This window comes from Enterobacter sp. SGAir0187, assembly GCF_002952735.2.
Lineage (GTDB): Bacteria > Pseudomonadota > Gammaproteobacteria > Enterobacterales > Enterobacteriaceae > Enterobacter > Enterobacter quasiroggenkampii.
This window is the reverse complement of the sequence record NZ_CP025034.2, coordinates 4,698,114-4,724,740: the sequence shown is the minus strand read 5'-3', so window position 1 is coordinate 4,724,740 and position 26,627 is coordinate 4,698,114. Positions and strand designations below refer to the sequence as shown.

General features: G+C 53.6%; 27 protein-coding genes and 1 pseudogene. 11 read left to right on the top strand and 17 right to left on the bottom strand.

What is annotated here, in order from left to right; genetic code table 11:
* Positions 1 to 19 precede the first annotated feature (19 nt).
* Positions 20 to 1,030, top strand: a complete 1,011-nt coding sequence (locus CWR52_RS22560) for a LacI family DNA-binding transcriptional regulator (RefSeq protein ID WP_104950815.1) — start codon at positions 20 to 22, stop codon at positions 1,028 to 1,030.
* Between the two features lie 34 nt (positions 1,031 to 1,064).
* Here CWR52_RS22560 and CWR52_RS22555 read toward each other — a convergent pair whose 3' ends face one another.
* From CWR52_RS22555 to pspA, 15 genes are all read right to left on the bottom strand, one after another.
* The gene (locus tag CWR52_RS22555) at positions 1,065 to 1,979 is read right to left on the bottom strand and encodes an OmpG family monomeric porin (protein ID WP_104950814.1); all 915 of its coding nucleotides are present in this window, start codon (positions 1,977 to 1,979) and stop codon (positions 1,065 to 1,067) included.
* A gap of 66 nt (positions 1,980 to 2,045) precedes the next feature.
* On the bottom strand, positions 2,046 to 3,128 hold the full coding sequence (locus tag CWR52_RS22550; protein WP_104950813.1) for an ABC transporter ATP-binding protein: 1,083 nt from the start codon (positions 3,126 to 3,128) through the stop codon (positions 2,046 to 2,048).
* 13 nt (positions 3,129 to 3,141) lie between these two features.
* Positions 3,142 to 3,807, bottom strand: coding sequence for a beta-phosphoglucomutase (gene pgmB / locus CWR52_RS22545; RefSeq protein WP_104950812.1), 666 nt, complete (start codon positions 3,805 to 3,807; stop codon positions 3,142 to 3,144).
* Complete coding sequence (locus tag CWR52_RS22540; RefSeq protein ID WP_104950811.1) at positions 3,797 to 6,076, bottom strand: glycoside hydrolase family 65 protein; 2,280 nt, start codon at positions 6,074 to 6,076, stop codon at positions 3,797 to 3,799. The genes pgmB and CWR52_RS22540 overlap by 11 nt, the downstream gene beginning before the upstream one ends.
* The gene (locus CWR52_RS22535) at positions 6,070 to 7,128 is read right to left on the bottom strand and encodes a Gfo/Idh/MocA family protein (protein WP_104950967.1); all 1,059 of its coding nucleotides are present in this window, start codon (positions 7,126 to 7,128) and stop codon (positions 6,070 to 6,072) included. Before CWR52_RS22535 ends, CWR52_RS22540 begins: the two co-directional genes overlap by 7 nt.
* Positions 7,129 to 7,139: 11 nt before the next feature.
* The gene (locus CWR52_RS22530) at positions 7,140 to 7,928 is read right to left on the bottom strand and encodes a sugar phosphate isomerase/epimerase family protein (protein ID WP_104950810.1); all 789 of its coding nucleotides are present in this window, start codon (positions 7,926 to 7,928) and stop codon (positions 7,140 to 7,142) included.
* A 17-nt stretch (positions 7,929 to 7,945) separates the two neighbouring features.
* Positions 7,946 to 8,998, bottom strand: coding sequence for a zinc-dependent alcohol dehydrogenase (locus tag CWR52_RS22525; protein ID WP_104950809.1), 1,053 nt, complete (start codon positions 8,996 to 8,998; stop codon positions 7,946 to 7,948).
* Between the two features lie 28 nt (positions 8,999 to 9,026).
* A complete protein-coding gene (locus CWR52_RS22520; RefSeq protein WP_008501243.1) occupies positions 9,027 to 9,869 on the bottom strand; it encodes a carbohydrate ABC transporter permease in 843 nt (280 codons plus the stop codon).
* On the bottom strand, positions 9,856 to 10,737 hold the full coding sequence (locus CWR52_RS22515) for a carbohydrate ABC transporter permease (RefSeq protein ID WP_045908871.1): 882 nt from the start codon (positions 10,735 to 10,737) through the stop codon (positions 9,856 to 9,858). The genes CWR52_RS22520 and CWR52_RS22515 overlap by 14 nt, the downstream gene beginning before the upstream one ends.
* Positions 10,738 to 10,759: 22 nt before the next feature.
* Positions 10,760 to 12,052: an ABC transporter substrate-binding protein gene (locus CWR52_RS22510; protein WP_104950808.1), complete on the bottom strand. Its 1,293-nt coding sequence runs from the start codon at positions 12,050 to 12,052 to the stop codon at positions 10,760 to 10,762.
* 14 nt (positions 12,053 to 12,066) lie between these two features.
* Positions 12,067 to 13,764, bottom strand: coding sequence for a sugar phosphorylase (locus CWR52_RS22505; RefSeq protein WP_104950807.1), 1,698 nt, complete (start codon positions 13,762 to 13,764; stop codon positions 12,067 to 12,069).
* Between the two features lie 196 nt (positions 13,765 to 13,960).
* The gene (pspD, locus tag CWR52_RS22500) at positions 13,961 to 14,185 is read right to left on the bottom strand and encodes a phage shock protein PspD (protein ID WP_023312043.1); all 225 of its coding nucleotides are present in this window, start codon (positions 14,183 to 14,185) and stop codon (positions 13,961 to 13,963) included.
* Between the two features lie 12 nt (positions 14,186 to 14,197).
* Positions 14,198 to 14,557, bottom strand: coding sequence for an envelope stress response membrane protein PspC (gene pspC / locus CWR52_RS22495; RefSeq protein WP_023617934.1), 360 nt, complete (start codon positions 14,555 to 14,557; stop codon positions 14,198 to 14,200).
* On the bottom strand, positions 14,557 to 14,781 hold the full coding sequence (gene pspB, locus CWR52_RS22490; RefSeq protein ID WP_023312045.1) for an envelope stress response membrane protein PspB: 225 nt from the start codon (positions 14,779 to 14,781) through the stop codon (positions 14,557 to 14,559). Before pspB ends, pspC begins: the two co-directional genes overlap by 1 nt.
* A 49-nt stretch (positions 14,782 to 14,830) precedes the next feature.
* Positions 14,831 to 15,499 (bottom strand): phage shock protein PspA, encoded by a 669-nt coding sequence (pspA, locus tag CWR52_RS22485; RefSeq protein WP_104950806.1) that lies wholly within the window; start codon positions 15,497 to 15,499, stop codon positions 14,831 to 14,833.
* A gap of 165 nt (positions 15,500 to 15,664) precedes the next feature.
* Between pspA and pspF the strand changes: the two genes are divergently transcribed.
* From pspF to CWR52_RS22440, 10 genes and pseudogenes are all read left to right on the top strand, one after another.
* Positions 15,665 to 16,642, top strand: coding sequence for a phage shock protein operon transcriptional activator (pspF, locus tag CWR52_RS22480; protein WP_104950805.1), 978 nt, complete (start codon positions 15,665 to 15,667; stop codon positions 16,640 to 16,642).
* A 76-nt stretch (positions 16,643 to 16,718) separates the two neighbouring features.
* Positions 16,719 to 17,600, top strand: a complete 882-nt coding sequence (locus CWR52_RS22475) for a hypothetical protein (protein WP_104950804.1) — start codon at positions 16,719 to 16,721, stop codon at positions 17,598 to 17,600.
* 91 nt (positions 17,601 to 17,691) lie between these two features.
* Positions 17,692 to 17,907 carry a hypothetical protein gene (locus CWR52_RS22470; RefSeq protein ID WP_104950803.1) on the top strand — a complete coding sequence of 72 codons (216 nt, stop codon included), beginning with the start codon at positions 17,692 to 17,694 and terminating at the stop codon, positions 17,905 to 17,907.
* Between the two features lie 193 nt (positions 17,908 to 18,100).
* Positions 18,101 to 18,298: pseudogene (locus CWR52_RS23475) on the top strand (site-specific integrase); the annotation flags it as partial.
* A 66-nt stretch (positions 18,299 to 18,364) separates the two neighbouring features.
* Positions 18,365 to 20,005, top strand: coding sequence for an ABC transporter substrate-binding protein SapA (gene sapA / locus CWR52_RS22465; RefSeq protein ID WP_045908875.1), 1,641 nt, complete (start codon positions 18,365 to 18,367; stop codon positions 20,003 to 20,005).
* Positions 20,002 to 20,967, top strand: a complete 966-nt coding sequence (gene sapB, locus CWR52_RS22460; RefSeq protein ID WP_008501230.1) for a putrescine export ABC transporter permease SapB — start codon at positions 20,002 to 20,004, stop codon at positions 20,965 to 20,967. Before sapA ends, sapB begins: the two co-directional genes overlap by 4 nt.
* A complete protein-coding gene (gene sapC / locus CWR52_RS22455; RefSeq protein WP_045908876.1) occupies positions 20,954 to 21,844 on the top strand; it encodes a putrescine export ABC transporter permease SapC in 891 nt (296 codons plus the stop codon). The genes sapB and sapC overlap by 14 nt, the downstream gene beginning before the upstream one ends.
* Positions 21,844 to 22,836, top strand: a complete 993-nt coding sequence (gene sapD, locus CWR52_RS22450) for a putrescine export ABC transporter ATP-binding protein SapD (protein WP_008501228.1) — start codon at positions 21,844 to 21,846, stop codon at positions 22,834 to 22,836. Before sapC ends, sapD begins: the two co-directional genes overlap by 1 nt.
* 1 nt (position 22,837) lies before the next feature.
* A complete protein-coding gene (sapF, locus tag CWR52_RS22445; protein WP_008501227.1) occupies positions 22,838 to 23,644 on the top strand; it encodes a putrescine export ABC transporter ATP-binding protein SapF in 807 nt (268 codons plus the stop codon).
* 148 nt (positions 23,645 to 23,792) lie between these two features.
* Positions 23,793 to 24,734: an ATP-grasp fold amidoligase family protein gene (locus tag CWR52_RS22440; RefSeq protein WP_104950802.1), complete on the top strand. Its 942-nt coding sequence runs from the start codon at positions 23,793 to 23,795 to the stop codon at positions 24,732 to 24,734.
* Here the strand turns inward: CWR52_RS22440 and CWR52_RS22435 are convergent.
* Both CWR52_RS22435 and CWR52_RS22430 read right to left on the bottom strand, forming a co-directional pair.
* Entirely contained in the window at positions 24,715 to 25,779 is a 1,065-nt protein-coding gene (locus CWR52_RS22435; protein WP_104950801.1) for an ATP-binding protein, read from the bottom strand. The genes CWR52_RS22440 and CWR52_RS22435 overlap by 20 nt on opposite strands.
* Positions 25,776 to 26,480 carry a response regulator gene (locus CWR52_RS22430; protein ID WP_104950800.1) on the bottom strand — a complete coding sequence of 235 codons (705 nt, stop codon included), beginning with the start codon at positions 26,478 to 26,480 and terminating at the stop codon, positions 25,776 to 25,778. The genes CWR52_RS22435 and CWR52_RS22430 overlap by 4 nt, the downstream gene beginning before the upstream one ends.
* Between the last annotated feature and the right edge of the window lie 147 nt (positions 26,481 to 26,627).

Below are 26,627 nucleotides of genomic sequence, written 5' to 3'. Positions count from 1 at the left end.
TTCTGAGTGAGTAAGGTGTATGTCACCCACCATTTATGATATCGCACGGGTTGCGGGCGTATCGAAATCAACCGTTTCCCGCGTTCTGAATAAACAAACGAATATTTCTCCCGAAGCACGTGACAAAGTGCTGAAGGCGATTGATGAATTAAATTATCAGCCCAACAAACTGGCTCGCGCCCTGACCTCTTCAGGATTCGATGCCATTATGGTTATTTCGACCCGTTCAACCAAAACCACTGCCGGCAACCCTTTTTTCTCCGATGTTCTTCATGCCATTACGGCAAAAGCGGAAGAAGAAGGATTCGATGTTATTTTACAAACCTCAAAAAGCAGTGAAGACGATCTGCTGAAATGCGTGAGTAAAATAAAACAGAAGATGATCAAAGGGATCATCATGCTGAGTTCGCCCGCAAATGAATCCTTTTTCACCACGCTGGATGCGTATGGCGTACCGGTAGTGGTTATCGGTAAAGTGGAAGGTGAGTATCAGAATATTTACTCCGTCGACACGGATAATTTTCATGACAGCGCCACGCTGACGGAAACCTTTATTAAAAACGGCCGCAAGAAAATTGCCTGTCTGCATGCGCCGCTTGATTATCATGTTTCGATCGATCGCCTGGCGGGTTATAAAGCCAGTCTGGAAAAGCACCATATTGCCATTAACCCGGACTGGATCATGGACGGCGGTTATACCCATGAGAGTGCGCTTAAAGCGGCTCTGGAATTGCTCTCATCACCCACGCCGCCTGATGCCGTATTTGCTACCGACAGCATGAAATTACTCGGCCTTTATCGCGCGGCGGATGAGTTGAATCTGATGATTCCGGAACAGGTGGTGATAGCCGGATACAGCGACCCGATGCTGTCTCTCATTTTAACGCCCGCCCCTGGCGGCTTTGATATCCCTACCCGAAAACTCGGGGAAGAGAGCTGCGATCTTCTCTTCAGGCGTATCGCGGGCCATCCCGCCCCGCAAAAAGTGCTTGTCGATACCCATTTTTTACTGGCGGCCTCGCTGCGCTAAAACCAGGGGCTTGTAGCCCCTGGAAGCCCCTTGGTCAGAACGCGTAATTTACCCCAACGCCCGCATAGTGGAAGCGGTCGTTTTCGCCCTCGTCATGGTTTTCCCATTCATAGGCGTATTCAAGCGTCATGGATAAACCGTTGTTGAAGTCATAGGCGTACTGCATACCCAGGCGGTTGAAATCATGTCCTTCCCGCTCAGGATCGTCCTGCCAGTCCCAGTTCGACCAGCGATCGAGCCCCAGTCGCGTGTAAGGCGTTAAGGTCGTCTGGCCCAACGAAATAGGGAGATAGGCGCGAATTTCCTGGGTGGAGAACTCGCCGTTATTACGTGAACCGTCCATATTGAAACCGCGCTCTAAATAGTAATTTACTTTAGCGGCAAAGGTTTCATTAATGGTCCAGGTAAAGCCCGTTTCGGTTTCGACGCGGCTGTCTGAATAGCCGGTTTTTTCCAGATCGTTGGCAAATTGATACATGGCAAACCAGCCGCCAAAACGCCAGTCGTCGGTTAATTTTATATCCCAGTCAGGCTGAATTTTATAGCGCTGCATATTTGCGCTGCCGTCTCTGGCACCGTGTTCATCTTTAAAGTGATAACCATAATTACGGAAGCCGCCGGTCAGACCAAACGTAAAATCATCGGTTCCGATAAAGCGATAGCGTAATTCAAATTCAGGACGGTCAAAATAAGTTCCACGGGTCATACTGCTGTAATCAACCGGCCCTTCCTGATACATTGCCAGCGAAATAGTCCAGGCATCCCAGGTTGCATTAAACCACACGGAAGGTTCATATAACCCGTCTTTATCCTCCCCCTGGCCTTCGACGTTTTCTATTTCATACATCGCGCCAATATTAAATTCCCACTGTTTAGCCGTTTCTGTTGCATGTGCACAGCTAACCCCTGCGCACAGCACGAGCGCAGCACTTTTTAGTAGAGTACTCATCAAATATTCCCTTTATAAGTAACAAACAAAAAAACCGGAAATGGGTATTTCCGGCGAACACCTTTCTTATCTAATAGCCGCTTCGGTTTCAGCGTCGAAGAAATGGCACTTATTCATATCGAACTGGATGCCGATATTATCCCCAGCGGCATAATCATTCGCGGCTCCCGCGCGAACAACCAGTTCATGGCCGCCAACGGTGGCGTAGAGCATGAACTCTGCACCAGTCAGTTCGGCCACGCTGACTTTTGCCGCGATATTTTCATCGCTACTGTGCTGGGTGAGAATATCTTCCGGGCGGATCCCAAAGACCACGGCTTTACGCTGATACCCTGCGGCATGCAGTGACGCGAGCTTGTCTTCGGGGATCGCCAGGCGCAGCGTTTCCGTGACGAAATAGCGGTCGTCGATGGCGCCGCGAACAAAGTTCATGGCTGGCGAGCCAATGAACCCCGCAACAAACATGTTTGCCGGCTCGTTGTATACCTGCTTCGGTGCACCAACCTGCTGAATAATGCCGTCTTTTAAGATCACAATGCGGGTCGCCATCGTCATGGCTTCCGTCTGATCGTGGGTCACGTAAATCATCGTCGTATTGAGCTTCTGATGGAGCTTGCTGATTTCAGCCCGCATCTGCACACGAAGCTTGGCATCGAGGTTGGAGAGCGGTTCATCCATCAGGAAAACGCCCGCTTCCCGAACTATCGCCCTGCCCAACGCCACGCGCTGACGCTGGCCACCGGACAGCGCGCCGGGTTTACGCTTGAGGTACTCCCGTAAGCCGAGGATCTGTGCCGCCCAGTTAACGCGCTCTTCGATAACCGCCGGGGCGATTTTCTGCATCTTCAGGCCAAACGCCATGTTGTCGTAGACCGTCATATGCGGGTAAAGCGCATAGTTCTGGAACACCATGGCGATGTCGCGTGACTTGGCGGGCACGTCGTTCATGCAAACGCCGTCGATGACCAGTTCGCCGGCGGAGATCTCCTCCAGCCCGGCAATCATGCGCAGCGTTGTCGATTTACCGCAGCCAGACGGACCGACAAAAACGATAAACTCCTTGTCCTCGATTTCGAGATTAAAATCCTTCACCACGTGGACCTGGTTATCGTAAATTTTCTGAATATGTTTCAGTGACAGTTGTGCCATTTTTAATTCCTTATCAATACGCCCGGGAGGCCCAGAAATTGGTCAGGCATTTCCAGGTCAGTTCCTGCGTTGAGTGAAGCTGTAATCCCGCATGGGTCAGGCCTGAGCCAATCCCGACCGACAGCATGCCCGCCGCGTTGATCGCCGCCACGCCTGCGGGTGCATCTTCGACCCCGATGGCCGCACCAGGGCGGACGTTCAGGCCAGCACACGCGGCGAGGAAGATCTCCGGATCCGGTTTTGAACAGACAATGCGGGAGGCATCAGCGCAAAAATCAAAGGCGTCATGAATACCCAGGGCATGCAGTATTCCAGGTGCATTGAGGGAAACGGAGGCGAGCCCAATTTTGACCTCTGCCGTCCGAATGTCCGCCAGCACCTCCCGGATACCCGGCAGCAGCGACGCCTCGGTCAATGACGACAGCGATGCGACGTAGAGCGCATTTTTCTTCCCCGCCAGCGCCAGACACTGTTTATCATCAAACACCCCCTCTTTCCCACCGTGTCGCAGGATCCGCTGCAGGGATTCCATGCGGCTAATTCCCTTCAGCTCCTCGTTAAACACCTCATCGATAGTGATGCCGATCTCCTGCGCGACCGAACGCCAGGCGAGAAAGTGCAGATGTGCGGTATCGGTGATAACCCCATCAAGATCGAATACAACGGCTTCAGGCTTCATCGCCGGCCTCCGTGGTAGCGGTCCCATTAAAAGATGTAAGAAATTCCCTGCGAGAGAATGCCTGCCGCTCCGATACGCAAACCGTTTTTCCCCACAGCGTTAACGTGACGGGCTCGGAGGTATCGAGGGTTAAAACGTCATTTTCAAACGTGAAGCGCAGGCGAGCGTTCTGCCAGCGCAGCGGGAAGGTAAGTTTTCGCCAGTGAGCGGGGAGCTTCGGCGCAAGGTGCAGCTCGCCCTCAACAATCTGCATGCCGGCAAACCCCTGAATGACGCCGGACCAGATGGCTCCCGTGGCCGCGGCATGAATGCCGTCATCACTGCTGTGCGGATCGTCGCCCAGATCGATAGCCACGCCAGCGCGCCAGAAGGCGTAAGCTCCTTCCGTATCACCATAGCGGGCGGCCACAATGCCGTGAATAGCCTTGCTCAGCGAAGAGTCATGGATCGTCCGCGGCTCGTAAAACGCCAGGTTGGCCGCGCACTGGGAGGGGGTAAATTTCTCCGGCAACAGGTAGTTAAGCATCACCACGTCAGCCTGCTTGAGGATTTGCATCTCGTTAACTTCCGCGCGAGAGTAATCCAGCAGGATGGTCTGCTTACCCGCTTTGGCTTTATAGCGGCTTAAATCGATGGCGGATTTCGCCATGAACGAATCGTCCTGCGGGATCACTCCCCCGGCGTCGGCTTCCGGCAGCCACAAGCGGGCCAGGAAGGTGGTCGCCTTCTCCATGAAGCAGGCCTCTTCACGCTCAAACATCGACATAAACCGGCATGCGCTGGCCACGTTGTGCCAGGCCAGATAGTTGGTGTAGGCGTTGTTATTCACATGCTCGGTGTATTCGTCCGGCCCAATCACATCATGAATTTCCAGGCGCCCGTTGACCTCCGTGGCGCGGCCCATCCAGAACGTTGCCGTCTCCACCAGCAGGGTCAGCCCTTCATTACGCATAAACGCGTCATCGCGCGTGGCCTGCCAGTAGGTCACAACGGCCCAGGCAATGTCCGCCACAATGTGGTGTTCGGCCTGGGCGGAGGCCACTTTCTGCCGCATGCCCGTACGGATGTTGATAGCCGCAAACTCCGGCGTCTCCTCTTTGCCGCTCGCGGCGCTCTCCCACGGGAACAGCGCGCCCGGCCAGCCGTTGCGGCGGGCTTTTTCCCGGGCCCCGGCCAGGTTCAGCCAGCGATAGCGCAGCAGACTGCGGGCCACCTGCGGACGAGTGAAAAGATGGAAAGGCAGCAGGAATATTTCAGTGTCCCAGAAGACATGGCCTTTATACCCCTCGCCGGTCAAGCCCTTAGCGGCAATGCTGCTCCGCTCATCATGGGCTGGCGTCATGGTGGTCAGATGCCAGACGGCATAGTCCAGCACCATCTGATCGTCAGGTGATGCAGAAGCCACTTCCACGCGGGCATCACGCCATACGTCTTCCCATGCGCAGGCTGAACTTTCCAGCAGCGAGGCATAACCCCTTGCTGCACAAACCTTGAGATCCGCCAGCGCGCCGCGCGCGAAAGATTCCTGCGACAGGGCTTTATCGCTGCGATGGACCACCCAGACAAACTTATCCATCGTGACAGTGTCACCCTGCGGTATCGTCAGGGAATAGTGGGCAGAGAGCCGACGATTTTTAGCGGTAAAGCAGCTTTCGCTGCCGGCTGATAGCTGACAAAAGGCTGAGATGACAACATCAGCGGCCCGGTCCTGCGTTTCATACACACCCTGCATATAGTGCTGGTCGAACACCCTGACGGAAATTTCATCCAGATGTTGCCGGCCCGTATTGGTTTGTGTCGCATCAATGCCGGTTTTCATCACCACCTGCGAGGCATCATCAAGCGGGGTGATCGCAAGCTGCATGGCCACAAGCGGCAGTTGATCCAGTGAGACAAAACGACGACTTTCCAGGCGATAACGCTTTCCGTTAGGCGAACGCCAGACGACGCGGCGATGCAGTTCGCCGTTGGCAAACGCCAGCTCGCGCTGCCACTCAAGAATGTCCCCGGCCAGAAGGGTGTAATTCACCCCGTCCAGCTCAACCTCGATACCGGTGATATCGGGCAAATTGATCAGCTCAGTGGTCTCGTTACGTCCCGCCTGATGATAGAGGCCCGCAAGATACATCCCTCGGGTTTGCTGGGTGTAATCTTCTTCATGCGCAGCGCGAATGCCCATGTAGCCGTTACCGCATGCCATAATGGACGCGTACTTATTCAGACTGTGCGGACAAAAGCCCGGATCGGTTAATACAGACACGCTCAGCATAATGTTACGCTTTCCCCTGTTTCTGCCGATTGATAAAGCGCCGCGACAAGCTGCTGAATCACCAGCCCCTGTTCAGCATCTGCAATCATTACGGGCTCTCCCTGCAGGTGGCGGACAAAGGCCTCCATGCTGCGTAAATGGCGCTGGTCGTCAGCCTCTTCACGCTGAACCAGGGTTTGTAACGCCCCGGCGTCATCCTGATAAACGTGGGCCGGAAAAAGCGTCGCCCCCGCCTTTTCACCGCAAAAGGCGACATTCATGATCGACTGCTCGCGGATATTCAGCGCGAACGAGGTGTCCAGACGCAAAATGCCGCCGTTGCAGAATTCGATAGTGCCAAACAGGGCATCTTCCACCGTAAACTGTGCGGGATCCCACGCGCCGAACTGGCCGCTGCTTTTTTGGGTTCCCAGCCTCTGGAAGCCGTGCGCCGTGACCCTTTTGACCGCCGGGAAACCCAGTACGTACATCGCGGCATCCAGCATGTGAATGCCAATGTCAATCAGCGGCCCACCGCCCTGCAGTGCTTTGTTTGTGAAGACGCCCCAGCCCGGCACGCCACAGCGCCGCAGCGCCTGCGCCGAGGTGAAGTAGATTTCGCCCAGCGTTCCGTTCATCACGGCCTCGCGCAGCAGCTGCGTGTCGAGCGCGAAGCGGTGATGAAAATCATATGCCAGCACCTTCCCCGCCTTGCGGGCAGCTATCCGCATCTCATCGGCCTCTTGTGGCGTCATGGCGGGCGGTTTTTCGCACATCACATGACAGCCAGCCTCCAGCGCCGCCATCACATGCTCAAAATGAAATCGGTTTGGCGAACAAACGCTCACCACGTCCGGCTTAACCGCCTCCAGCATGGCGCACGCATCCTGCCACACCGACGGTATGGCATGACGCTCCGCAAAAGCCTGTGCCTGTTCGAGGCGGCTGTCCATGACAGCCACCATCTGAACATCACTGCGCGTGGCGTAATACGAGGCATGCACTTTGTCCGCAACCTGCCCGGCGCCAATGATGGCGACGCGCAGTGGCGACGTTGTTGAAGCACTCATCACGCTCGTCATCCTTAGCATTCACGTAAATAAGTGAGGGAATCCCGATAAGCCTGAGCGGGATCTTCAGCACGTACGCGGCACTCGTATACCACATAGCCCTGGTAATTATCCGCACGCAGCTGATCGAACAGGCTGGCAAAATCGAGGCTACCGCTTCCCGGCTGGTAACGATGGTTATCAGCGATGTGCACGTGGCCCAGCAGATCGCGATGCTGATGCAGCGCCTCCGTCAGCGAATCTTCTTCAATGTTCATATGATAGAAATCACCGATGATCTGCACGTGTTTGAGGCCGTTCTCTTCGATATAGCGTCGTGCGTCAGCCAGGGTGTTGATCATGTGATCCTGGTAGCGGTTCAGCGGCTCCAGATAGACGGTGGTTCCGGTGCGCGCTGCCACCTCATCCAGCCAGCGCAGCGAAGCACTTACCGCTTTGCGGTCGCCTTCGAGGCTGCGTGGTGAAGTCATTGGCGGTAAACGGAAGGTGAACATGCCCCAGGCTGCAGGCACGATAATGCCCTTGCCGCCCACTTCGGCCAGCGCTTCCAGAATGCGTTCAATCTGCGCTATGCCGTTCAGACGACGCTCTTCGATAAAGTCACCAATCCAGCCATCGTATCCGCCGCAGGCGGTCGTGACCGGCAGGCCGGTGGCCTTAATCGCCGCTTTCACCTCGGCGAGGTTTTCCACCAGCAGTTTGCCGTCAATTTCATAGCCATCAAAACCCATCGCTTTGATGTACTCGAATTTCTCCAGGATATTGCCCGGGAAAAAGGCCTGATTTTGTGTTGCGATTTTCATGAGTTGCTTTCCTTAGCTTAAAAAGTGACGCCCATTTTGATGCTCAGTTCCGGATGCTGATCCACATATTTCATGTAGCTTTCAGCGCTGCTGGTGAAGGTCACGACCGGGTCGATCAGATCTTCACAATTCAGATAACCGTTCATCAGCAGTTCCCAGCAGGTCTCTTCAATACGCTTGCGGCTCCAGCGCGGGTAATCCGGGTTTGGCTCACTGCAGGCGCGGGAGAAGACAATCTTAGCGTTGTTGAAATGCGCTTCACGCCCCAGGTTAAAGCCTGCTGAGAACGGTTTAGCGAAGGCAACGTAGGAGATGGTGCCGCCGTAGGCGAGGCCGCGCAGCGCGGACTGCAGCGCATCGGCAAAGCCGCTGGTCTCGATGATCACGTCCGCGCCCTGCTTCCCGGTCAGCTTTTTAATTTCCAGACCAACGTCTGTGCCGATTGGGTTGAGGCAATGGTCCGCGCCATGACGGCGGGCAATGTCGCAACGGTGTCCGATAGGATCCACGCCGATGACGACTGACGCGCCGGCTTTTTTCGCCAGTTGGATCGCAATCTGCCCAATCGCGCCGAGGCCTACCACCACGACAAAATCCCCGACCCGCACGTTGGCATCACGCACGCCGCTCATGGCAAACTGTGCCGGATCGTAGCAGACGGCATTCTTCCAGGATGCACCCTGCGGCATTTTGCGCAGCTTGTAGTTGTTGACGGCATTCACAATGACCGTCTCCTGGAGCGGCCCGTAACAGCAGACGCGATCGCCCGTCTGGTATTCCGTGACGTCAGCGCCGCATTCGATAATGTCACCAACAATCATATTGCCCAGCTGGAACTTACCGAATTCGATCCCGCGGGCCGCCCCCTCTTCACGCGGGGTAAACATCTGCCACTCCGCATTGAACTCTTCATCGATAAACGGACTGGCGGCGCGAAAATCCACCACTTCGGTACCGTGTTTCGGCGCGCCAAAGCGGGCGCGAATTTTCACTTCATGTGCTTCCACAGCACGATCTTCATATTCCACCAGCGCCGCCACGCGTGGCGCTGTCGCAACTAATTTTTTCATGATTGACTCCTTGTTAAAATTGGCCGCCTCAGCCCTTCACGCCACCGGCGGTCAAACCACTTTTAATAAAACGTTCAGACAGGGCGTACATGATGACCACCGGAAGCGCCGTCACCAGCGATGCCGCCATCATGCGACCCCAGATATAATCGGGTGTGCTAAAGAGCGTGTTCAGCCCGACCGGCAAGGTGAAGTTGCTGGCGCTGGACAGGAAAATGGACGCAAACAGATAGTCGTTCCACGCCACCATGAAGCAGTAGACAAACACCGACACGAGCCCGGATATCGCCAGCGGCACGGTAATACGGAAGATGATTTGCAGGCGGTTAAGGCCGTCCATCATTGCGGCTTCTTCTATTTCGTCCGGAATGGTGTCGAAGTAGCTGCGCAGCATGAACACCGCCGTCGGTAACGTCTGCGTCACCATGGTGATAATCAGCGCCAGCTCGGTGTCGTAGATCCCAAGGGCAGTGATGATTTTGAACAGCGGCACCACCAGCAATATTCCGGAGAACATGTAGACGGTGTAAAAACTCGCATTGATCGTCGTGCGGCCCTTAAAACGCAGTTTGGACAAGGCGTAAGCGCCCAGCGTACCGAGAAACACGGCAATCACCGATGAGGTCAGCGACACCACCATGCTGTTTCTGAAGTAATCCACAAACGGGAAGATCAGCGGGTTAAAGATGTCGATGTAATGCTGCAGCGTCCACGCCTGCGGCAGAATGGTCGGATGGAGCGAGATCGCCTCTTTGGCGCTCTTGAATGACGTCATCAGCATCACGAAGAACGGGAAAAGCGTGATGATCAGAAATACCGCCAGCCCCAGATAAAAACCAATACGGCTCAGTACGCGTTTATTTGTTGCCATTGAGGTTCACCCTTTTTCTGGTCAGCAGAATCACAGCGAAGATGATCACGAACAGCACCACAGAGATCGCCGCTGCTTTACCCAAATCGTTGAAAGCGAATGCGGTTTTGTAGAGATAGACGCCCAAAATATCGACCTTCGTGGTCAACAGATAGACGTCAGCAAACATGTAGAACATCCAGATGGTGCGAAGCGTGACCACCGTGGCCAGCACCGGCATAATCGCGGGCAGCGTGACGATACGAAAACGCTGCCAGGCATTTGCGCCGTCCATTTCCGCCGCTTCATACAGGGATTTATCAATGGTCTGTAAAATCGCCAGGAATGAGATAAATGCGTACGGGAAGTAACGCCAGATCGCGAACAGCACCACCAGTACGAAGCTGCTGTTCGGGTTGTCAAACCACAGCGGCGCCTGGTCATACAGGTGCAACAGGTCTACGCCCAGATAGTTCACGATGCCGTAGCCGTTGTTGAACATGTATTTCCAGGCAAACACCAGCGAAATAGACGGCGTGACGTAGGATAAAATCACCAGTGAACGTGCCGTCTTGCGCAGGCGAAACTCGCGATTAAAGAAGATGGCGACGGCAAGGCCCAGCACCGTGCTGCCAATCACGACCAGCGCCGTGTACCAGAAGGTCATCCACAGCGAGTGCCAGAAAGCGGCATCGCTGAGAATGCGAATGTAATTGTCCAGTCCGACAAACACGGCGCTAATGCGCGGATTGAGCGGCAAGCGTAAAAAACTGATTTCAATATTGGAAATCATTGGCCAGGCCACCAGGCCCCCCAGCAGAATCAGGCTGGGGGCCAACAGCAGCATGGCGAAAGGCATATCTGAACGACCAGAAAACAACGTCTTCATAATTTCCTTCCGCAGAGCGCTCCTATCGTTGTGTAATGAGATCAGTCAGTCGCTTCTGGCTGCTGCTTAACGTTGTGTTAAGGTCCTTCTGCCCCACCGTGACGTTATGCACCATAGAACTGATAATGCCGGAGCCCGTCACGTCGCCCATGCGGGTGAAGTTTTTATCCCCCACGGCGCCAAACACCTGTACGTTCGGGAACTGCGCAATCAGCTCATAAGGCAACTGCCCAAACGCTTTAATCACGTCGTTGTTTTTCCAGGTCTCCGTGCCCACCACCAGTTTGTTTACCGGCAGCGCCGCGCCCGGCGACATCATGACCCAGTCGGTTGCGTTTTGAGCCTGTTCCATCCAGGTAACAAACTTCTCGGCCGCTTTGGTCTCCGCTTCGGTTTGTCCGGTGGTGATCGTGAGCGAGGTGATCATGCCGTACACCGCCGATGACGTTTCAGTCGGGACAACGAAGCCCAGATTAGAAGGGTTTCCGTCCTTGTAGACGGCAGGCAGGATGTAGGTGGAGTAAACCGCCATCGGCGCAGAACCGTTCATGAAGGCGTCTTTGATCTCCATGACATCGTTCGAACCCGGCATGGTGGTCGCCGCCAGCGCTTTATAAAACGCCAGCGCTTTTGCCATTTCCGGGGTATCGATATCGACATTGCCTTTTGCATCAAACACGTTCGCGCCACCGGAAAGGGCAAACTGGGAGAATGACTGCTCGGTCATCACGCTTTCCGCCGTCGGCAGCGCGATGCCGTAATGCTTTTTAGCCGGGTCGTTCAGGCGCTGGCTGGCTTTTAGTAGCTGTTCCCAGTTATGCGGCTCCTCAATGCCCGCCGCGGCCAGCGCATCTTTGTGATACCAGACGCCGGATAGCCAGGCACTGACTGGCACGCCCGTCCAGGCTGCGCCATCTTCCGTGCGAACTACGCGTAAGATTCCGTCATAGAAGGTGTTTTCCCCCACCGCCTTAACGGCTTCAGCGATAGCGTCACGATCCAGAAGCTGTTCTTTATCCATGACTTTTGCGTAGTCATGGCTCACCTCAATCACTTCAGGCAGCGCGCCGGTTCTTGCCAGCGTTATCACTTTGGTGTTGTAGGCATCCTCTTCCACCGGTACCTGTTTTATCGTGATGTCAGGGTTCTCTTTCTCGAATTTTTCGATCAGTTTCGTAATAACGGCCTGACGCTCCTGCTCTACCGACGAGTGCATAAACTCAATGGTGACAGAGGACGCTTTGTCATCCTTACAGCCTGATAACAGGGCGCACGAAACCAGTGCTGATATCAGCACAATTCTGGGTGTTTTCATGTTTAAGGTCCTTTTTAGTTTTCTTTAATCCACAAAACCTGCCATGGATTTAGGGTCAGAGTCGTATCGGTAATATCTTCTTCGCTTATCAATTCCCTTCCTGCGTGAATATCAGATTCAACCGTTTGAGGAGCATCACTAAAATTAAATAGCGCTGTTATTTTTTCACCACAATCCGCCACGCGAACAATTTTTAAAACATGCTCACCTGACGTACTAAAATAAGCCTGGCTTTCAGGGTGGAATGATTTTTCCGCACGACGCATCACGATTAACTGGCTTAACGCACAATAGACCTGATAACGCAGACTGCTTTTATCTTCAAGCACGCTATCAATTTGTCCTGCGGTATATTTTTCGCGATTTATCGCACGGTTATATCCCAGGCGCTCTACGCCGCCATAATCATTACGGGAGCCGAGAATACTCTGAATATAAATCGCAGGCACACCGGGAAAGCTTAAAAGGACGGCATGGGCCAGAATAAACCGGGCAATGCGATCGCTATCATGGCTTTCTCGCGTACTTAATGCATCCAGATAGGTCACATTAATTTCATAAGGGCTTCGTGTGCCATCCGGGTTATTTTTCCAGTTAACCAACGCACCTTCAGACTGAAGCTTCTCTACAAGCGAGAGGATCTCCGACTCAGGTAATATTCCGCGTAATGGGTTAAGACCGATGCCATCATGCGAGGCCAGGAAGTTAAACCAGGTGGTTTTCGTCGAAGGCAGCGTCAGAGATGCTGCCCACTGGCTCAGCGTGCGCACATCCTGACAATGCACCGCATGCAGCACCAGCGGGGGCAAAGAGAACTGATAAACCATCTGCGCTTCATTTTCGCCGTCACCGAAGTAAGCGACGTTATCTTTATGCGGAACGTTCGTCTCGGTGATTATCACCGTGCCGGGGGCAACCGCCTCGGTAATGGCGCGGAAAAGCTGGATGAGCTGGTGGGTTTGCTCAAGGTGAATGCAGGTCGTTCCCGGTATTTTCCACATGAAGCCCACAGCATCCAGACGAATATATCGCGCCCCTTCAATAAGGTAATGCAGCAGCACGTCGACCATCGCAATCAGCACCTGCGGAGAGGCGAAGTTGAGATCAACCTGGTCCTCACTGAAGGTGGTCCACAGGTGTCGTACGCTGCCATCATGAAACGTGAAAGGCGTAAGAAGCGGTAAGGCACGAGGACGCGTCACCGCGGATAAATCTGTTTCAGGATCGACAGAAATAAAGAAATCATCATACCCTGGCATTTGCTTCAGGTAATTAGCAAACCAGGCACTTTTGGCCGACATATGATTGCAGACGAAATCAAACATCAGGCTGGCTGACTGTTTTAATTCAGCAACATCTCGCCATGTTCCGGTTTCAGGCGCAACTTCATGATAATCAATGACAGAAAAGCCGTCGTCCGAGGACCACGGATAAAAAGGCAAAAGATGGACATGAGAAAAAGAACGCGAAAGCCATTTGTTATAAAAACGTGTAAAAACAGGGAGTGCTTTCTCCCCTTTCGCTGAAAACTGGTCGGCATAGGTTATCAGAACGACATCTTTTTCATCCCAGCCCATTTTACGCTTTTCTGTAATAACAGAGGCGGCCTTTACAATATTTTCCAGCAGCACATGAAGATGTGCTTCAGAAAACGTTTTTCCATAAACAAGATCAATGAGTGCTTTAATTTTTTCGTTCACTTTATTTTCCATGGTAGCGGTCCCACGGAGTGGCAATCTACTCCCATGAAAAATATCTGTCAACGGACCGGGCAGGAGAAAAACACGATTGCAAAGCAGCTCAGAACAATATTGTGAGCTGCCGCAAAGAAAGCAGGGTAAACGAGGAAGTGCGGTTAATCATCGCCAGCCCCCCTCCTGGAAGAGTAAGGGCTAACGCGTGAGGGAATTATTGGGACAAGTAGCGGCGCGACAGCCGTTTTGCCACCTTTTGCAACAGCGGTTCGAGCGCCACGGCCAGCACCATTCTGACCGGCTTGCGGGCAACGGATTTTATCGCCCACCCCGCCACGCCTGCCGGGCCGAAACGTAACGCGGTCAGCAGGACCAGTTTACCTGCGATTTTCAGGCCGGGTTTAACCTTCTGACCGGCCTGTTGCCAGTGTTGTTTCATCTCTTCTCTCTCTTAAAGCTGACGAAAACGACTTCTCAGCGTAAAGGTATCCGACGTGACATAGCGTTCCATTTCCCGTAACCGCTTCTCCCCGGCAGCGAGTTGTTCATCAACAGCATTAAGGAGATCGCTGCTGGTGGGTGCGCCTTCCGCCGCCAGTTCTCCTTCCGGCATCGGGTCAAGAACAAACGACAGCACGATGTACGCGACCAGGGTAATAAATGCCAGACCAAAGAAGATCGACAACACCGTCACCACGCGTACCAGCTTAACCGGGACGTCAAGATAATGAGCTAGCCCGGCACAGACGCCGCGTACCATGCCCTGCTGTGGAATTCGCCACAGCTTTTTGTTCAGATTCAGTCCAGACATTAACGGTCCCTCCAGTTTGGATGTTCAGCATCCAGGATGGCTTCCAGCGCCTGAATGCGTTCGCGCATTTTGTTCGCCTCGTCGGAGAGCTGTACCAGACGCTGTTGTTCACTCTGGGAGAGTTCGCCCCGTGAGGAACGGTTGCTGTAGTGCAGCCATAGCCAAATCGGCAAAACGAACAGCACGAAAATAGTCAGGGGAATAGCCAGAAAAAGCGCGCTCATGTGTACTCCTTGTCTTACGATGCGGCACGTTCAGGTGCCGCACGAATTATTATTGGTTATCTTGCTTCATTTTGGCTTTCAGTGCCGCCAGCTGCTCGCTGATTTCATCATCGGCCTTGAGGTCAGCAAACTGCTGATCCAGCGACTTCTGCTTACCGATACCGTGACTTTCAGCTTCCGCTTCCATCTGGTCGATACGACGCTCAAACGACTCAAAACGGGCCATCGCTTCATCCAGCTTACCGCTGTCAAGCTGGCGACGCACGTCACGGGAAGAGCTTGCCGCCTGATGACGCAGGGTCAGCGCCTGCTGACGCGCGCGGGTTTCGCTCAGCTTGTTTTCCAGCTCGCCAATCTCTTTCTTCATGCGGGTGAGCGTGTCATCCACCAGCGTCACTTCATGCTCGAGCGTCGCGACCATGTCTGCCAGCTTCTGTTTTTCGATCAGCGCCGCACGGGCCAGATCCTCTTTATCTTTGCGCAGCGCAACTTCCGCTTTTTCCTGCCATTCGTTCAGCTGAGCGGTAGCTTGTTCAATACGACGCGTAAGCTGTTTTTTCTCCGCCAGCGCACGGGCGGAGGTAGAACGCACTTCAACCAGCGTGTCTTCCATCTCCTGAATCATCAGGCGAACTAGCTTCTGCGGATCTTCCGCCTTCTCAAGCAGTGAGTTGATGTTGGCGTTCACGATGTCGGCAAAACGAGAAAAAATACCCATAATCAAATCCTCATAGTTCTGTTATCGGGCTATGCCCTGCTGTACAGATAATACAAACATCATGCCAACTTTTATCTTATTGATTTCACTGAGACTGATTGATTTTCATGCAGTAAAGATCTATTCTTTCCTGGTGAATATCGCTAAGGAGTGGTTAATTTCATCATGCCTGGATATAAAGACAATTTAGTCGGCGAAGCAAACAATTTTCTGGAAGTGCTGGAACAGGTTTCTCGCCTGGCGCCGCTCAACAAACCGGTACTGATCATCGGTGAACGCGGAACGGGGAAGGAATTGATAGCTAACCGTCTGCACTATTTATCCGGGCGCTGGGACGGCCCCTTCATTTCCCTTAACTGCGCGGCGCTGAATGAAAACCTGCTCGACACCGAGCTTTTCGGCCATGAAGCGGGCGCGTTTACCGGTGCCCAGAAGCGCCATCCCGGACGCTTTGAGCGCGCCGACGGCGGTACGCTGTTTCTTGATGAGCTGGCCACCGCGCCCATGCTGGTGCAGGAGAAACTGCTGCGCGTGATTGAATACGGCGAGCTGGAGCGCGTCGGCGGTAGCCAGCCGCTGCAGGTCAACGTGCGCCTGGTGTGCGCCACTAACGCCAACCTGCCGGAGAGGGTGGCGGAGGAGACATTCCGTGCCGACCTGCTTGACCGCCTGGCCTTTGACGTCGTTCAGCTTCCTCCGCTGCGCGAGCGTAAAAGCGACATCATGCTGCTGGCAGACCAGTTTGCGATTCAGATGTGCCGCGAGCTCGGACTGCCGCTGTTCCCCGGCTTCAGCGATTATGCACAGGAGACGCTGCTTGCTTACCACTGGCCGGGCAATATCCGCGAGCTGAAAAACGTCGTGGAGCGTTCCGTCTATCGCCACGGCAGCAGCGAGACGGAGCTGGACAACATCATTATCGATCCTTTTCAGCGCAGCGCCCCGCCCTTGCCCGCACCAGCATCTCCAGGCGACGCCCCTGCTCTTCCCCTTGATTTGCGCCAGTTCCAGCACGACCAGGAGAAACAGCTGCTGGAGCAAAGCCTGAAGATGGCGAAATACAACCAGAAACGGGCGGCTGAACTGCTGGGTTTGACCTACCATCAGTTAAGGGCATTGCTTAAAAAGCATCAAATGCGCTAACAATATCAGCATTTAACAGCAGACATTTTACAAAACCAAGCCTGGATAACTGCTCTACTCCTCAGGACAACAAACAATGCCATTCAATAATAAAAACCTATTTATTACTCTCCTATCCCTCTGCTCATTTCAGACTTATGCAGCACAATGCACAGCGGAAACTTTCGCTAAAAACAAACTGAACAACTTCATCCTCCTGAACCAGCAGACAAGAACCGAAATCCCTAAGTCAGTCGAAATCACTGTTGATAGCCCTGATGGGTATATCCGCGCATCGGCTCAAAGCAACTTTGATCAATGCGGTGCTCTGACTGGCAGCACTGTTAAAGAGGTCAAAACCTCACCGGGACCGAAAAATGTTTTCACGACTACCAATGAAATTCAGTTAAACAGAACGGAATTTGGCTGGCGCATTCAGTTGGATGCGAACGGCGTAATAGTCGATAACAACAGTCAGAAGGCCACACAATTATATCGGCAGACGCTGGAGGGGATGTACCAGCTGAACAACAATGGACTTATCAGCCACGTGGTTAATCGTTCGATTATTGCGGCCACAAAACCAGGAGATAAAGATAAAACCACAGTGGGCACAATAGACTACGTATTCAATTCATCAGGGTTGCTGGCAAGGGTGGTAAGCAAAGGAAGTTTGGCGATAGATAACTATACAACTGTATACAGCTATGATGACAATGATCGCCTGATCAAAACCAAGTCCCCCTCAACCATAGAAGAGTATACCTACGATAACGAGGGCCGTGATCTGTCCCTGAGCAAGACCCAGACGTATTTCACCATTGAAAAAAACCTGACAACGTGTGAGGAGTGGAACTCGCATGGAGAATGCATACGCGCCAATATGGATACCACGATTGTCCCAGCCGATCGGACGGGTAAACAGTATGTGGAAAAACATAAGGCCGTAATGACGACGAAATATGAATACTGGAACTGACCCTTCAACCCGCCAAATAGGGTAGCCAAAATGGTATTGGAATCGAAATTGATGTTCGTGGTGTACCTGACTTCAGTAAATGTGGTGTGAAATGAAAATCATAATATTCGTTGTTTTACTTATTGCCAGTTTTATCCTCGTCCCGGACAGCTGGATTAATGATGTTTTCATGCAACATATCCAGATATCAGGCGATGGTGAAGAAGCCATGAATAACTATGATTTCACAGTAATCCTGATCAATTTTGGCCTGTCTGCAATGATAGCGTTTGTACTGATGATGCTTATGAAAGTGCTGAAAAAATGAACCAGGGTGGCAGGTACGCACGTAACAACAAAGTGAGCATTTTTACTCTATGCTATTTAGACTGTTCGTATGCCCTTGCCTTACCCGTACTTGATCTGCTCTCAGATCTGGTGATAAACGGCCGCATTTTACCGGCTATTTTTCTTCAGAAAGTATAATCCCAGATCTGAGCGACAACATGTCTTCCTGTCATTCACGGCATACATTCACAAGCTTGATGCTATCCGCCGGAGCGAATCCTTCGTTTATAGCGAGTCAGATGCGCCACGAAAATGCTAAGATAGTCCATGAGGTATATTCAAAGTGGATTGCAGGTATGAACGTGCATCGGGTTGTGACGCTGAGTGACCGACTGCAAACGTTACTGCCCCCATTATGCCCTCAGGCTTAAACGACACTGGATAATGTCGTTTAAAATTAGTAGGATAGCCACTTCATATATAATACCTTAAAAATTATGCGTCTGGTTTTATCGTCCTTTTTTGCACTTGGTCTGTTTAGCAGCCAGGCCTTTGCCGCGCCCGGGCAAACGCCTCAGCCTGACATTCGTGACAGCGGCTTCGTCTATTGCGTAAGCGGCCAGGTGGATACCTTCAACCCGCAAAAAGCGGGCAGCGGCCTGATTGTGGATACCCTTGCCGCACAGCTTTACGATCGTCTGCTGGATGTTGACCCGTACACCTACCGTCTCGTGCCCGAGCTTGCGGAAAGCTGGGAAGTGCTGGATAACGGCGCAACCTACCGTTTTCACCTGCGCGATGATGTCGCGTTTCAGCGTACGCCGTGGTTTACCCCCTCGCGCAAGCTGAACGCGGATGACGTAGTCTTCACCTTCCAGCGTATCTTCAACCGCAACCATCCGTGGCATAACGTTAACGGCAGCAATTTCCCCTATTTCGACAGCCTGCAGTTTGCCGACACCGTGAAAAGCGTACGTAAGCTGGACAACCGCACGGTTGAATTCACGCTGACGCGCCCGGATGCCTCCTTCCTCTGGCACCTGGCAACACACTATGCGTCCGTCATGTCGGCCGAATACGCGGCTCAGCTGACGAAAAAAGATCGTCAGGAACTGCTTGACCGCCAGCCGGTCGGCACCGGTCCGTTCCAGCTGGCCGAATATCGCGCCGGGCAATATATTCGTCTGCAGCGCCATGAACACTTCTGGCGCGGTACGCCGCTGATGCCGCAGGTGGTGGTCGATCTCGGCTCTGGCGGAACGGGACGGCTCTCGAAACTGCTCACCGGGGAATGTGACGTGCTTGCCTGGCCCGCGGCCAGCCAGCTCACGATTTTGCGCGACGATCCGCGCCTGCGTCTGACGCTACGCCCGGGGATGAATATCGCGTATCTGGCCTTTAACACAGATAAACCGCCGTTGAATAACCCTGCCGTTCGGCACGCTCTGGCGCTGGCCATTAACAACCAGCGTCTGATGCAGTCGATCTATTACGGCACGGCGGAAACCGCCGCCTCAATTTTACCGCGCGCCTCGTGGGCCTACGACGGTGAGGCTAAAATTACGGAATACAATCCGGCAAAAGCGCGTGAACAGCTGAAAGCGCTGGGGGCAGAAAACCTCACGCTGCAGCTTTGGGTGCCCACCAGCTCCCAGGCGTGGAACCCCAGCCCGCTCAAGACCGCCGAACTGCTGCAGGCAGATATGGCGCAGGTGGGCGTCAAAGTGATCATCGTACCGGTAGAGGGCCGTTTCCAGGAGGCGCGCCTGATGGATATGAATCATGATTTAACCCTCACCGGTTGGGCCACCGACAGCAACGACCCGGACAGCTTCTTCCGGCCGCTGCTGAGCTGTGCGGCGATCAACTCGCAGACCAACTATGCGCACTGGTGTAACCGGGAGTTTGACGCCGTGCTGCAAAAAGCGCTGGCTTCCCAACAACTGGCCTCGCGCATCGACGCCTATGATGAAGCGCAGAAGATCCTTGCTCAGGAACTGCCGGTGCTGCCGCTGGCCTCTTCCCTGCGCCTTCAGGCGTATCGCTATGATATTAAAGGCCTGGTGCTGAGCCCGTTTGGCAACGCCTCGTTCGCCGGCGTGTCGCGTGAAAAAGAACAAGAGGTGAAAAAACCATGATTATTTTTACCTTGCGTCGGCTTCTTTTGCTGCTGGTGACGCTCTTTTTCCTGAACTTTGTCGGCTTTAGCCTGAGCTATTTCACGCCCCACGCCCCGCTCCAGGGCTCGTCGCTGTGGGATGCCTGGCTCTTCTGGTTTAACGGGCTGCTTCACTGGGATTTCGGCGTATCCAGCATTAACGGACAGCTGATTTCCGAGCAGTTGAAAGAGGTTTTCCCGGCCACGATGGAGCTGTGCATTCTGGCCTTCGGTTTTGCCCTGATGGTCGGCATCCCCGTGGGCATGCTGGCCGGGATCTATCGCAACAAATGGCAGGATAAGTTTATCAGCGCCCTCGCCCTGCTCGGCTTCTCCATTCCGGTCTTCTGGCTGGCGCTACTGCTGACGCTTTTCTTCTCGCTAACGATGGGCTGGCTCCCGGTTTCGGGACGTTTTGACCTGCTCTATACGGTTAAATCGGTGACGGGCTTTGCCATTATCGACGCGTGGCTGTCCGATTCGGTGTGGCGGCATGAGATGATCGTCAGCGCCCTGCGCCATATGGTGCTGCCGGTACTGACGCTGGCGGTTGCGCCAACAACTGAAGTGATCCGCCTGATGCGCCTGAGCACCATTGAGGTGTTTGACCAGAACTATGTCAAAGCCGCCGCCACGCGCGGACTGTCGCGCCTGACCATCCTGCGCCGCAACGTCCTGCACAACGCGCTGCCGCCGGTTATTCCGCGTCTGGGATTACAGTTTTCCACCATGCTCACCCTGGCCATGATCACCGAGATGGTCTTTAGCTGGCCTGGTCTTGGACGGTGGCTGATTAACGCTATCCGCCAGCAGGACTACGCTGCAATTTCCGCAGGCGTGATGGTGATTGGTTCGCTGGTGATTATTGTCAACGTGTTGTCCGATATTCTGGGTGCCATGGCCAACCCATTGAAGCATAAGGAATGGTATGCCTTACGATAGCGTATACAGTGAAAAGCGCACGCCCGGTGTGCTGCGTACCGTGTGGCGTAAATTCTATGGCGATACCACGGCAATGATTGGCCTTTATGGCTGTGCCGGTCTGGTGTTGCTGTGCGTCTTTGGCTCCTGGTTTGCGCCGTATGGCATTGACCAGCAGTTCCTTGGCTATCAGCTGCTGCCGCCGTCCTGGTCCCGCTACGGGGAAGTCTCTTTCTTCCTGGGAACGGACGACCTCGGACGCGACGTATTGAGCCGCCTGCTGAGCGGTGCGGCCCCGACGGTGGGCGGCGCGTTTGTGGTGACGCTCGCGGCCACGATCTGCGGGCTGGCGCTGGGTATTTTTGCGGGATCCACGCATGGCCTGCGCTCGGCGGTGCTTAACCACATTCTGGATACGTTGCTGTCGATTCCGTCTCTGCTGCTGGCGATCATTGTGGTTGCCTTTGCCGGTCCGCACCTGTCGCATGCCATGTTCGCCGTCTGGCTGGCTATCCTGCCCCGCATCGTGCGCTCGGTTTACAGCATGGTGCATGACGAGCTTGAAAAAGAGTATGTCGTCGCTGCGCGTCTGGACGGCGCGACCACCTTCAACATTCTATGGTTTGCCGTGCTGCCTAACATCGCGTCTGGTCTGGTCACCGAGATCACCCGCGCCCTGTCGATGGCGATTCTGGACATCGCAGCGCTCGGCTTCCTCGACCTCGGCGCGCAGCTGCCGTCGCCTGAATGGGGTGCGATGCTCGGTGACGCGCTGGAGTTAATTTACGTGGCGCCGTGGACGGTTATGCTGCCGGGTGCGGCCATTATGGTGAGCGTGCTGCTGATCAACCTGCTGGGCGACGGTATTCGCCGTGCAATTAACGCGGGGGTGCAATAATGCCGCTTCTTGATATTCGCAACCTCACCATTGAATTCAAAACCGGTGAAGGTTGGGTTAAAGCCGTCGATCGCATCAGTATCACCCTCGCGGAAGGTGAAATCCGCGGGCTGGTGGGGGAATCCGGCTCAGGCAAAAGCCTGATCGCCAAAGCCATCTGCGGCGTGGCGAAAGATAACTGGCGCGTGACCGCCGACCGTATGCGGTTTGATGATATCGACCTGCTGCGCCTCTCTCCCCGCGAGCGGCGTAAGCTGGTCGGTCATAACGTCTCGATGATTTTCCAGGAGCCGCAGTCCTGTCTCGACCCGTCCGAACGCGTGGGCAAACAGTTGATGCAGAACATCCCCGGCTGGACCTATAAAGGCCGCTGGTGGCAGCGCGTTGGCTGGCGCAAGCGTCGTGCCATTGAGCTTTTACACCGCGTCGGGATCAAAGATCACAAAGATGCGATGCGCAGCTTCCCGTACGAGCTGACCGACGGTGAATGTCAGAAAGTGATGATTGCCATCGCGCTGGCTAATCAGCCGCGTTTGCTGATTGCGGATGAACCGACGAACGCGATGGAACCCACCACGCAGGCGCAAATCTTCCGCCTGCTGTCGCGTCTCAACCAGAACAACAACACCACCATTTTGCTGATCAGCCATGACCTGCAAATGCTCAGCAAATGGGCGGATAAAATTGACGTGATGTACTGCGGACAAACGGTCGAAACCGCGCCGAGTGAAGACCTGATCACCGCGCCGCACCACCCGTATACACAGGCGCTAATCCGCGCTATTCCCGATTTTGGCAGCGCCATGCCGCATAAGAGCCGCCTGAATACCCTGCCCGGGGCGATTCCGCTGCTGGAATCGTTGCCGATAGGCTGTCGTCTGGGGCCGCGTTGTCCGTATGCGCAGCGTAAATGTATCGAGACGCCACGCCTGACCGGGGCCAAAAATCATCTTTACGCCTGTCATTTCCCGCTGAACATGGAGAGAGAGTGAAATGGTCGAAACCTTGCTGGAAGTCCGCAACCTGAGTAAGACCTTTCGCTACCGCACGGGGCTGTTTCATCGTCAAACTGTCGACGCGGTAAAACCACTCAGCTTTACCCTGCGTGAAAAACAGACCCTGGCGATCATCGGCGAGAACGGTTCCGGGAAATCGACCCTGGCGAAAATGCTTGCCGGCATGGTTGAACCCACGGCTGGTGAAGTATTGATTGACGATCACCCTCTGACGTTCGGGGATTACTCTTTCCGCAGCCAGCGCATCCGCATGATCTTCCAGGATCCGTCGACCTCACTCAATCCGCGCCAGCGCATTTCGCAGATCCTCGATTTTCCGCTGCGTCTGAACACCGACCTGGAGCCCGAGGCGCGCCGCAAGCGTATCTTCGAAACCCTGCGCATGGTTGGGCTGTTACCGGACCACGAAAGCTACTACCCGCACATGCTGGCCCCCGGCCAGAAACAGCGTCTGGGTCTGGCACGCGCGTTGATTTTACGCCCGAAAGTGATCATTGCTGACGAAGCGCTTGCCTCGCTGGATATGTCGATGCGTTCGCAACTGATTAACCTGATGCTGGAGCTGCAGGAAAAACAGGGCATCTCGTATATCTACGTCACCCAACATCTGGGGATGATGAAACACATCAGCGATCAGGTGATGGTTATGCACCAGGGTGAAGTGGTCGAACGCGGCAGCACGGCGGATGTGATGGCCTCCCCGCTTCACGAGCTGACAAAACGGCTGATAGCCGGTCATTTCGGTGAAGCACTGACAGCCGATGCGTGGCGCAAAGACCGGTAAACAAACGTTGCACCGCTTAATAAGGATTAAATAGCCTTAATACGCTGTTTAATCCTTAACTTTTTCATCTCCATTGCTGCTCCATACTCTCAGCAAAATACATCAACAGTTCTTCTCCAGAATATCCGGACATTACGGAGGAGAAGAAATGAACACCGCCACTTACATTCTCAAATATACCGAGTATCTCATCAGAAAATGTCGTTCATTTTTAATGACAGACCTGTACTTTCATACTGTGAGGCTCAAGAAAAAATCGGGGAAGCATCCTGACATTAAATCCCCCACGACGTTGAGTGAAAAAATATGTCATCGTCTGGTTTATGACCACAATAACGTCTATACCCTGCTTGCCGATAAACTCGCCGTTCGGGAATACGTAATCTCCAGAACAACGCGAGTCAAAACGGTGCCATTACTCGGCGTCTACAGTAAGGTGTCCCAGATTGATTTTTCGACGCTCCCTGAAAAATTCGTCCTTAAGTGCAACCATGACAGTGGCAGCACAATAATATGTACAAACAAAGCGCAATTTAACGTCAGGGAAGCGTGTAAAAAACTCAGTCTCGCGTTAAAGAAAAATATGTACTACACCACGCGCGAATGGCAGTACAAAAACATTACGCCAAAAATACTTTGCGAACCGTTTGTCGATCTCTTTGATGATGCAGACAGGAACACAGCCCCCGAAATGCTGAGGATCCATTGCTTTCATGGCGTTGCCCACTATGTTGAAGCGGATTTTACGGATGACAGCGGAAAAGGTTTCATCAACGTTTACGACAGGTACTGGAACTTACAACCCTTTCAGATGGAATATCCGAATACACCGTTGGCGCCAGGCGAACCGGCCTTGTTCCGACAAGCGTTGCTGGCATCCCAGGAGCTGGCGGATGGCATTGACTACTGCCGCGTTGACCTCATGCTAAAAAATGATGAAATCTATTTCAGTGAAATAACCTTAAGCCCGAGACGCGGTAAACTGTCGATTACCCCGCAGGAATGGGATGCTAAGCTAGGAAAAATATGGCATTTACCGCCGGCAGGCACATTTGACCTGTCGCTGACGCTCACGAGTCGGGCCAGGTGAGTTTAAATATCGAGTGGTTTTGCGTGGATAAGGTATAGGTAACATCGCCACCATGCGCCAGCATGATGGCTTTTACCACCGACAAGCCCAAACCACAGCCTTCCGGGTTCAGCTGTCTGGCGCCGTTATCGCGCTGAAAGGGCTGAAACAGGAAGTCATGAAACTCCCTGGGAATACCCGGTCCCCCATCCTGAATCAGGATAAAATTGCCTTTATCCGAAACACCATTTTTTACCGTGAGCTTGCGCGAAGTTGAATAGTGTAAGGCATTGTCAAATAAAACGGTCAGACACTGATTGATGCGTAAGGGATCGAATACGCACTGCTGCTCCCTCAGTTCAGTATGGACGGTAAATGCCTTACGGTTGAACTCGGGCATGAAGGTATCGAGCGCGTCCTGTATTGTCCCTTTCAGATCCGTTCTGGCCTGGTATAACGTGTATCCTGCCCCGCCATCCGAACTGATAACCCGGAGATCTTCAATCAGACGGGTTAATCCTTCCGTCTGTTTGAGGAGGTTAGTAAACAGCACCGGGTCCGGGGTAAACACCCCGTCAACCAGCCCCTGAAGCCTTCCGCGTAAAATGGTGACCGGGGTTCTGAGTTCATGCGCAATCGCAGCATTCCAGGATTTCCGCTGGATATCCAGCGTTTGCAGCTTTTCTGCCATTTCATTGAAATCCGTAACCAGGTGATTGATCTCTCCCAGCCGGGAGCTGGCACAGAATGCCCTGGCGTCCAGATCGCCCTGAGAAATTTTTTTCAGGCTAGACGCGACCGCGTTTAGCGGGGTGAGTATTCGCGATGAAAGTTTGACCGTAAAGAATACGGCAATGATCAGGCTGATCGTTGTCGCGGTCCCAATCCATACCCAGTCCCACATCGTCATCTGCTCGTCATCGCCCGCAGCAGGGCCGCCCGGGAGGTGATCCAGAATAAAGGAGTAAAAAAACCAGGAGCCGAGTATGGCGATGGCAATGATCGTAAACGTGAGCAATAGCATATACGTTAAGATCTGACGACTCAGGACAGAATCTTTATTCATTTCTTTTCCCCAAGCCGGTAACCCATGCCCCTGATGCTCTCGGGAACGCCATAAAGACCGGCCAGCTCCAGTTTTTTTCGCAGCTTGCTCATATGGCTGTCGACGGTTCTGTCGAGCGTATCGCCTTCCGGCAAACACGCGTTGAGCAACTCTTCACGGGAACAGACCTTGCGCGGATACCGCACCAGGTAAGAAAGCAACTTAAATTCGGTCGTCGTTAAGACCGGGGAGATAACCTCGGGCCCCGCAGTAACCTCCACGTAGAAATCATCCGGATAGACCGTAATGAATGGCGTTCTGAGCGGCAGGGCCCCCGCCTGCTGAAGCGAAGGCTTTGTTCTACGCAGCACCGCCTCAACCCGTGCGACAACTTCCGAAGGGTTGAAGGGTTTGATGACGTAATCATCCGCGCCGAGCCTCAGACCCATAAGTTTATCGACGTCCTGATCGAGAGCGGAAACCATAATGACGGGGACAGCACTTTCATGGCGAAGTGTGGTAAGCACACTCCAGCCGTCACACACGGGCAGGTGAATGTCCAGCAAGATGAGATCCGGTTTATGGAGGCGATTGAGCGTTATCGCCTGCTCGCCCTGCCTGGCCCTGAGCGTTTTCATTCCCGAACGCTCTAAGTAGCTCATCAGTATATCGGCGATTTCGTCTTCATCTTCAACAACAAGGATCAGCGTATTTTTGTTCATATTATCTCCGCGGGTGAAATCCCTTTAAGCACGCTATCAGATATCTTGAGCACAATAAGACACAGCCTCCGGGAAAAAGTGCCGTAGTCACGAAAATTTCCCGGTTGATTTAAATGCCCGGTTATTTCTCCACACAGCCTACACATT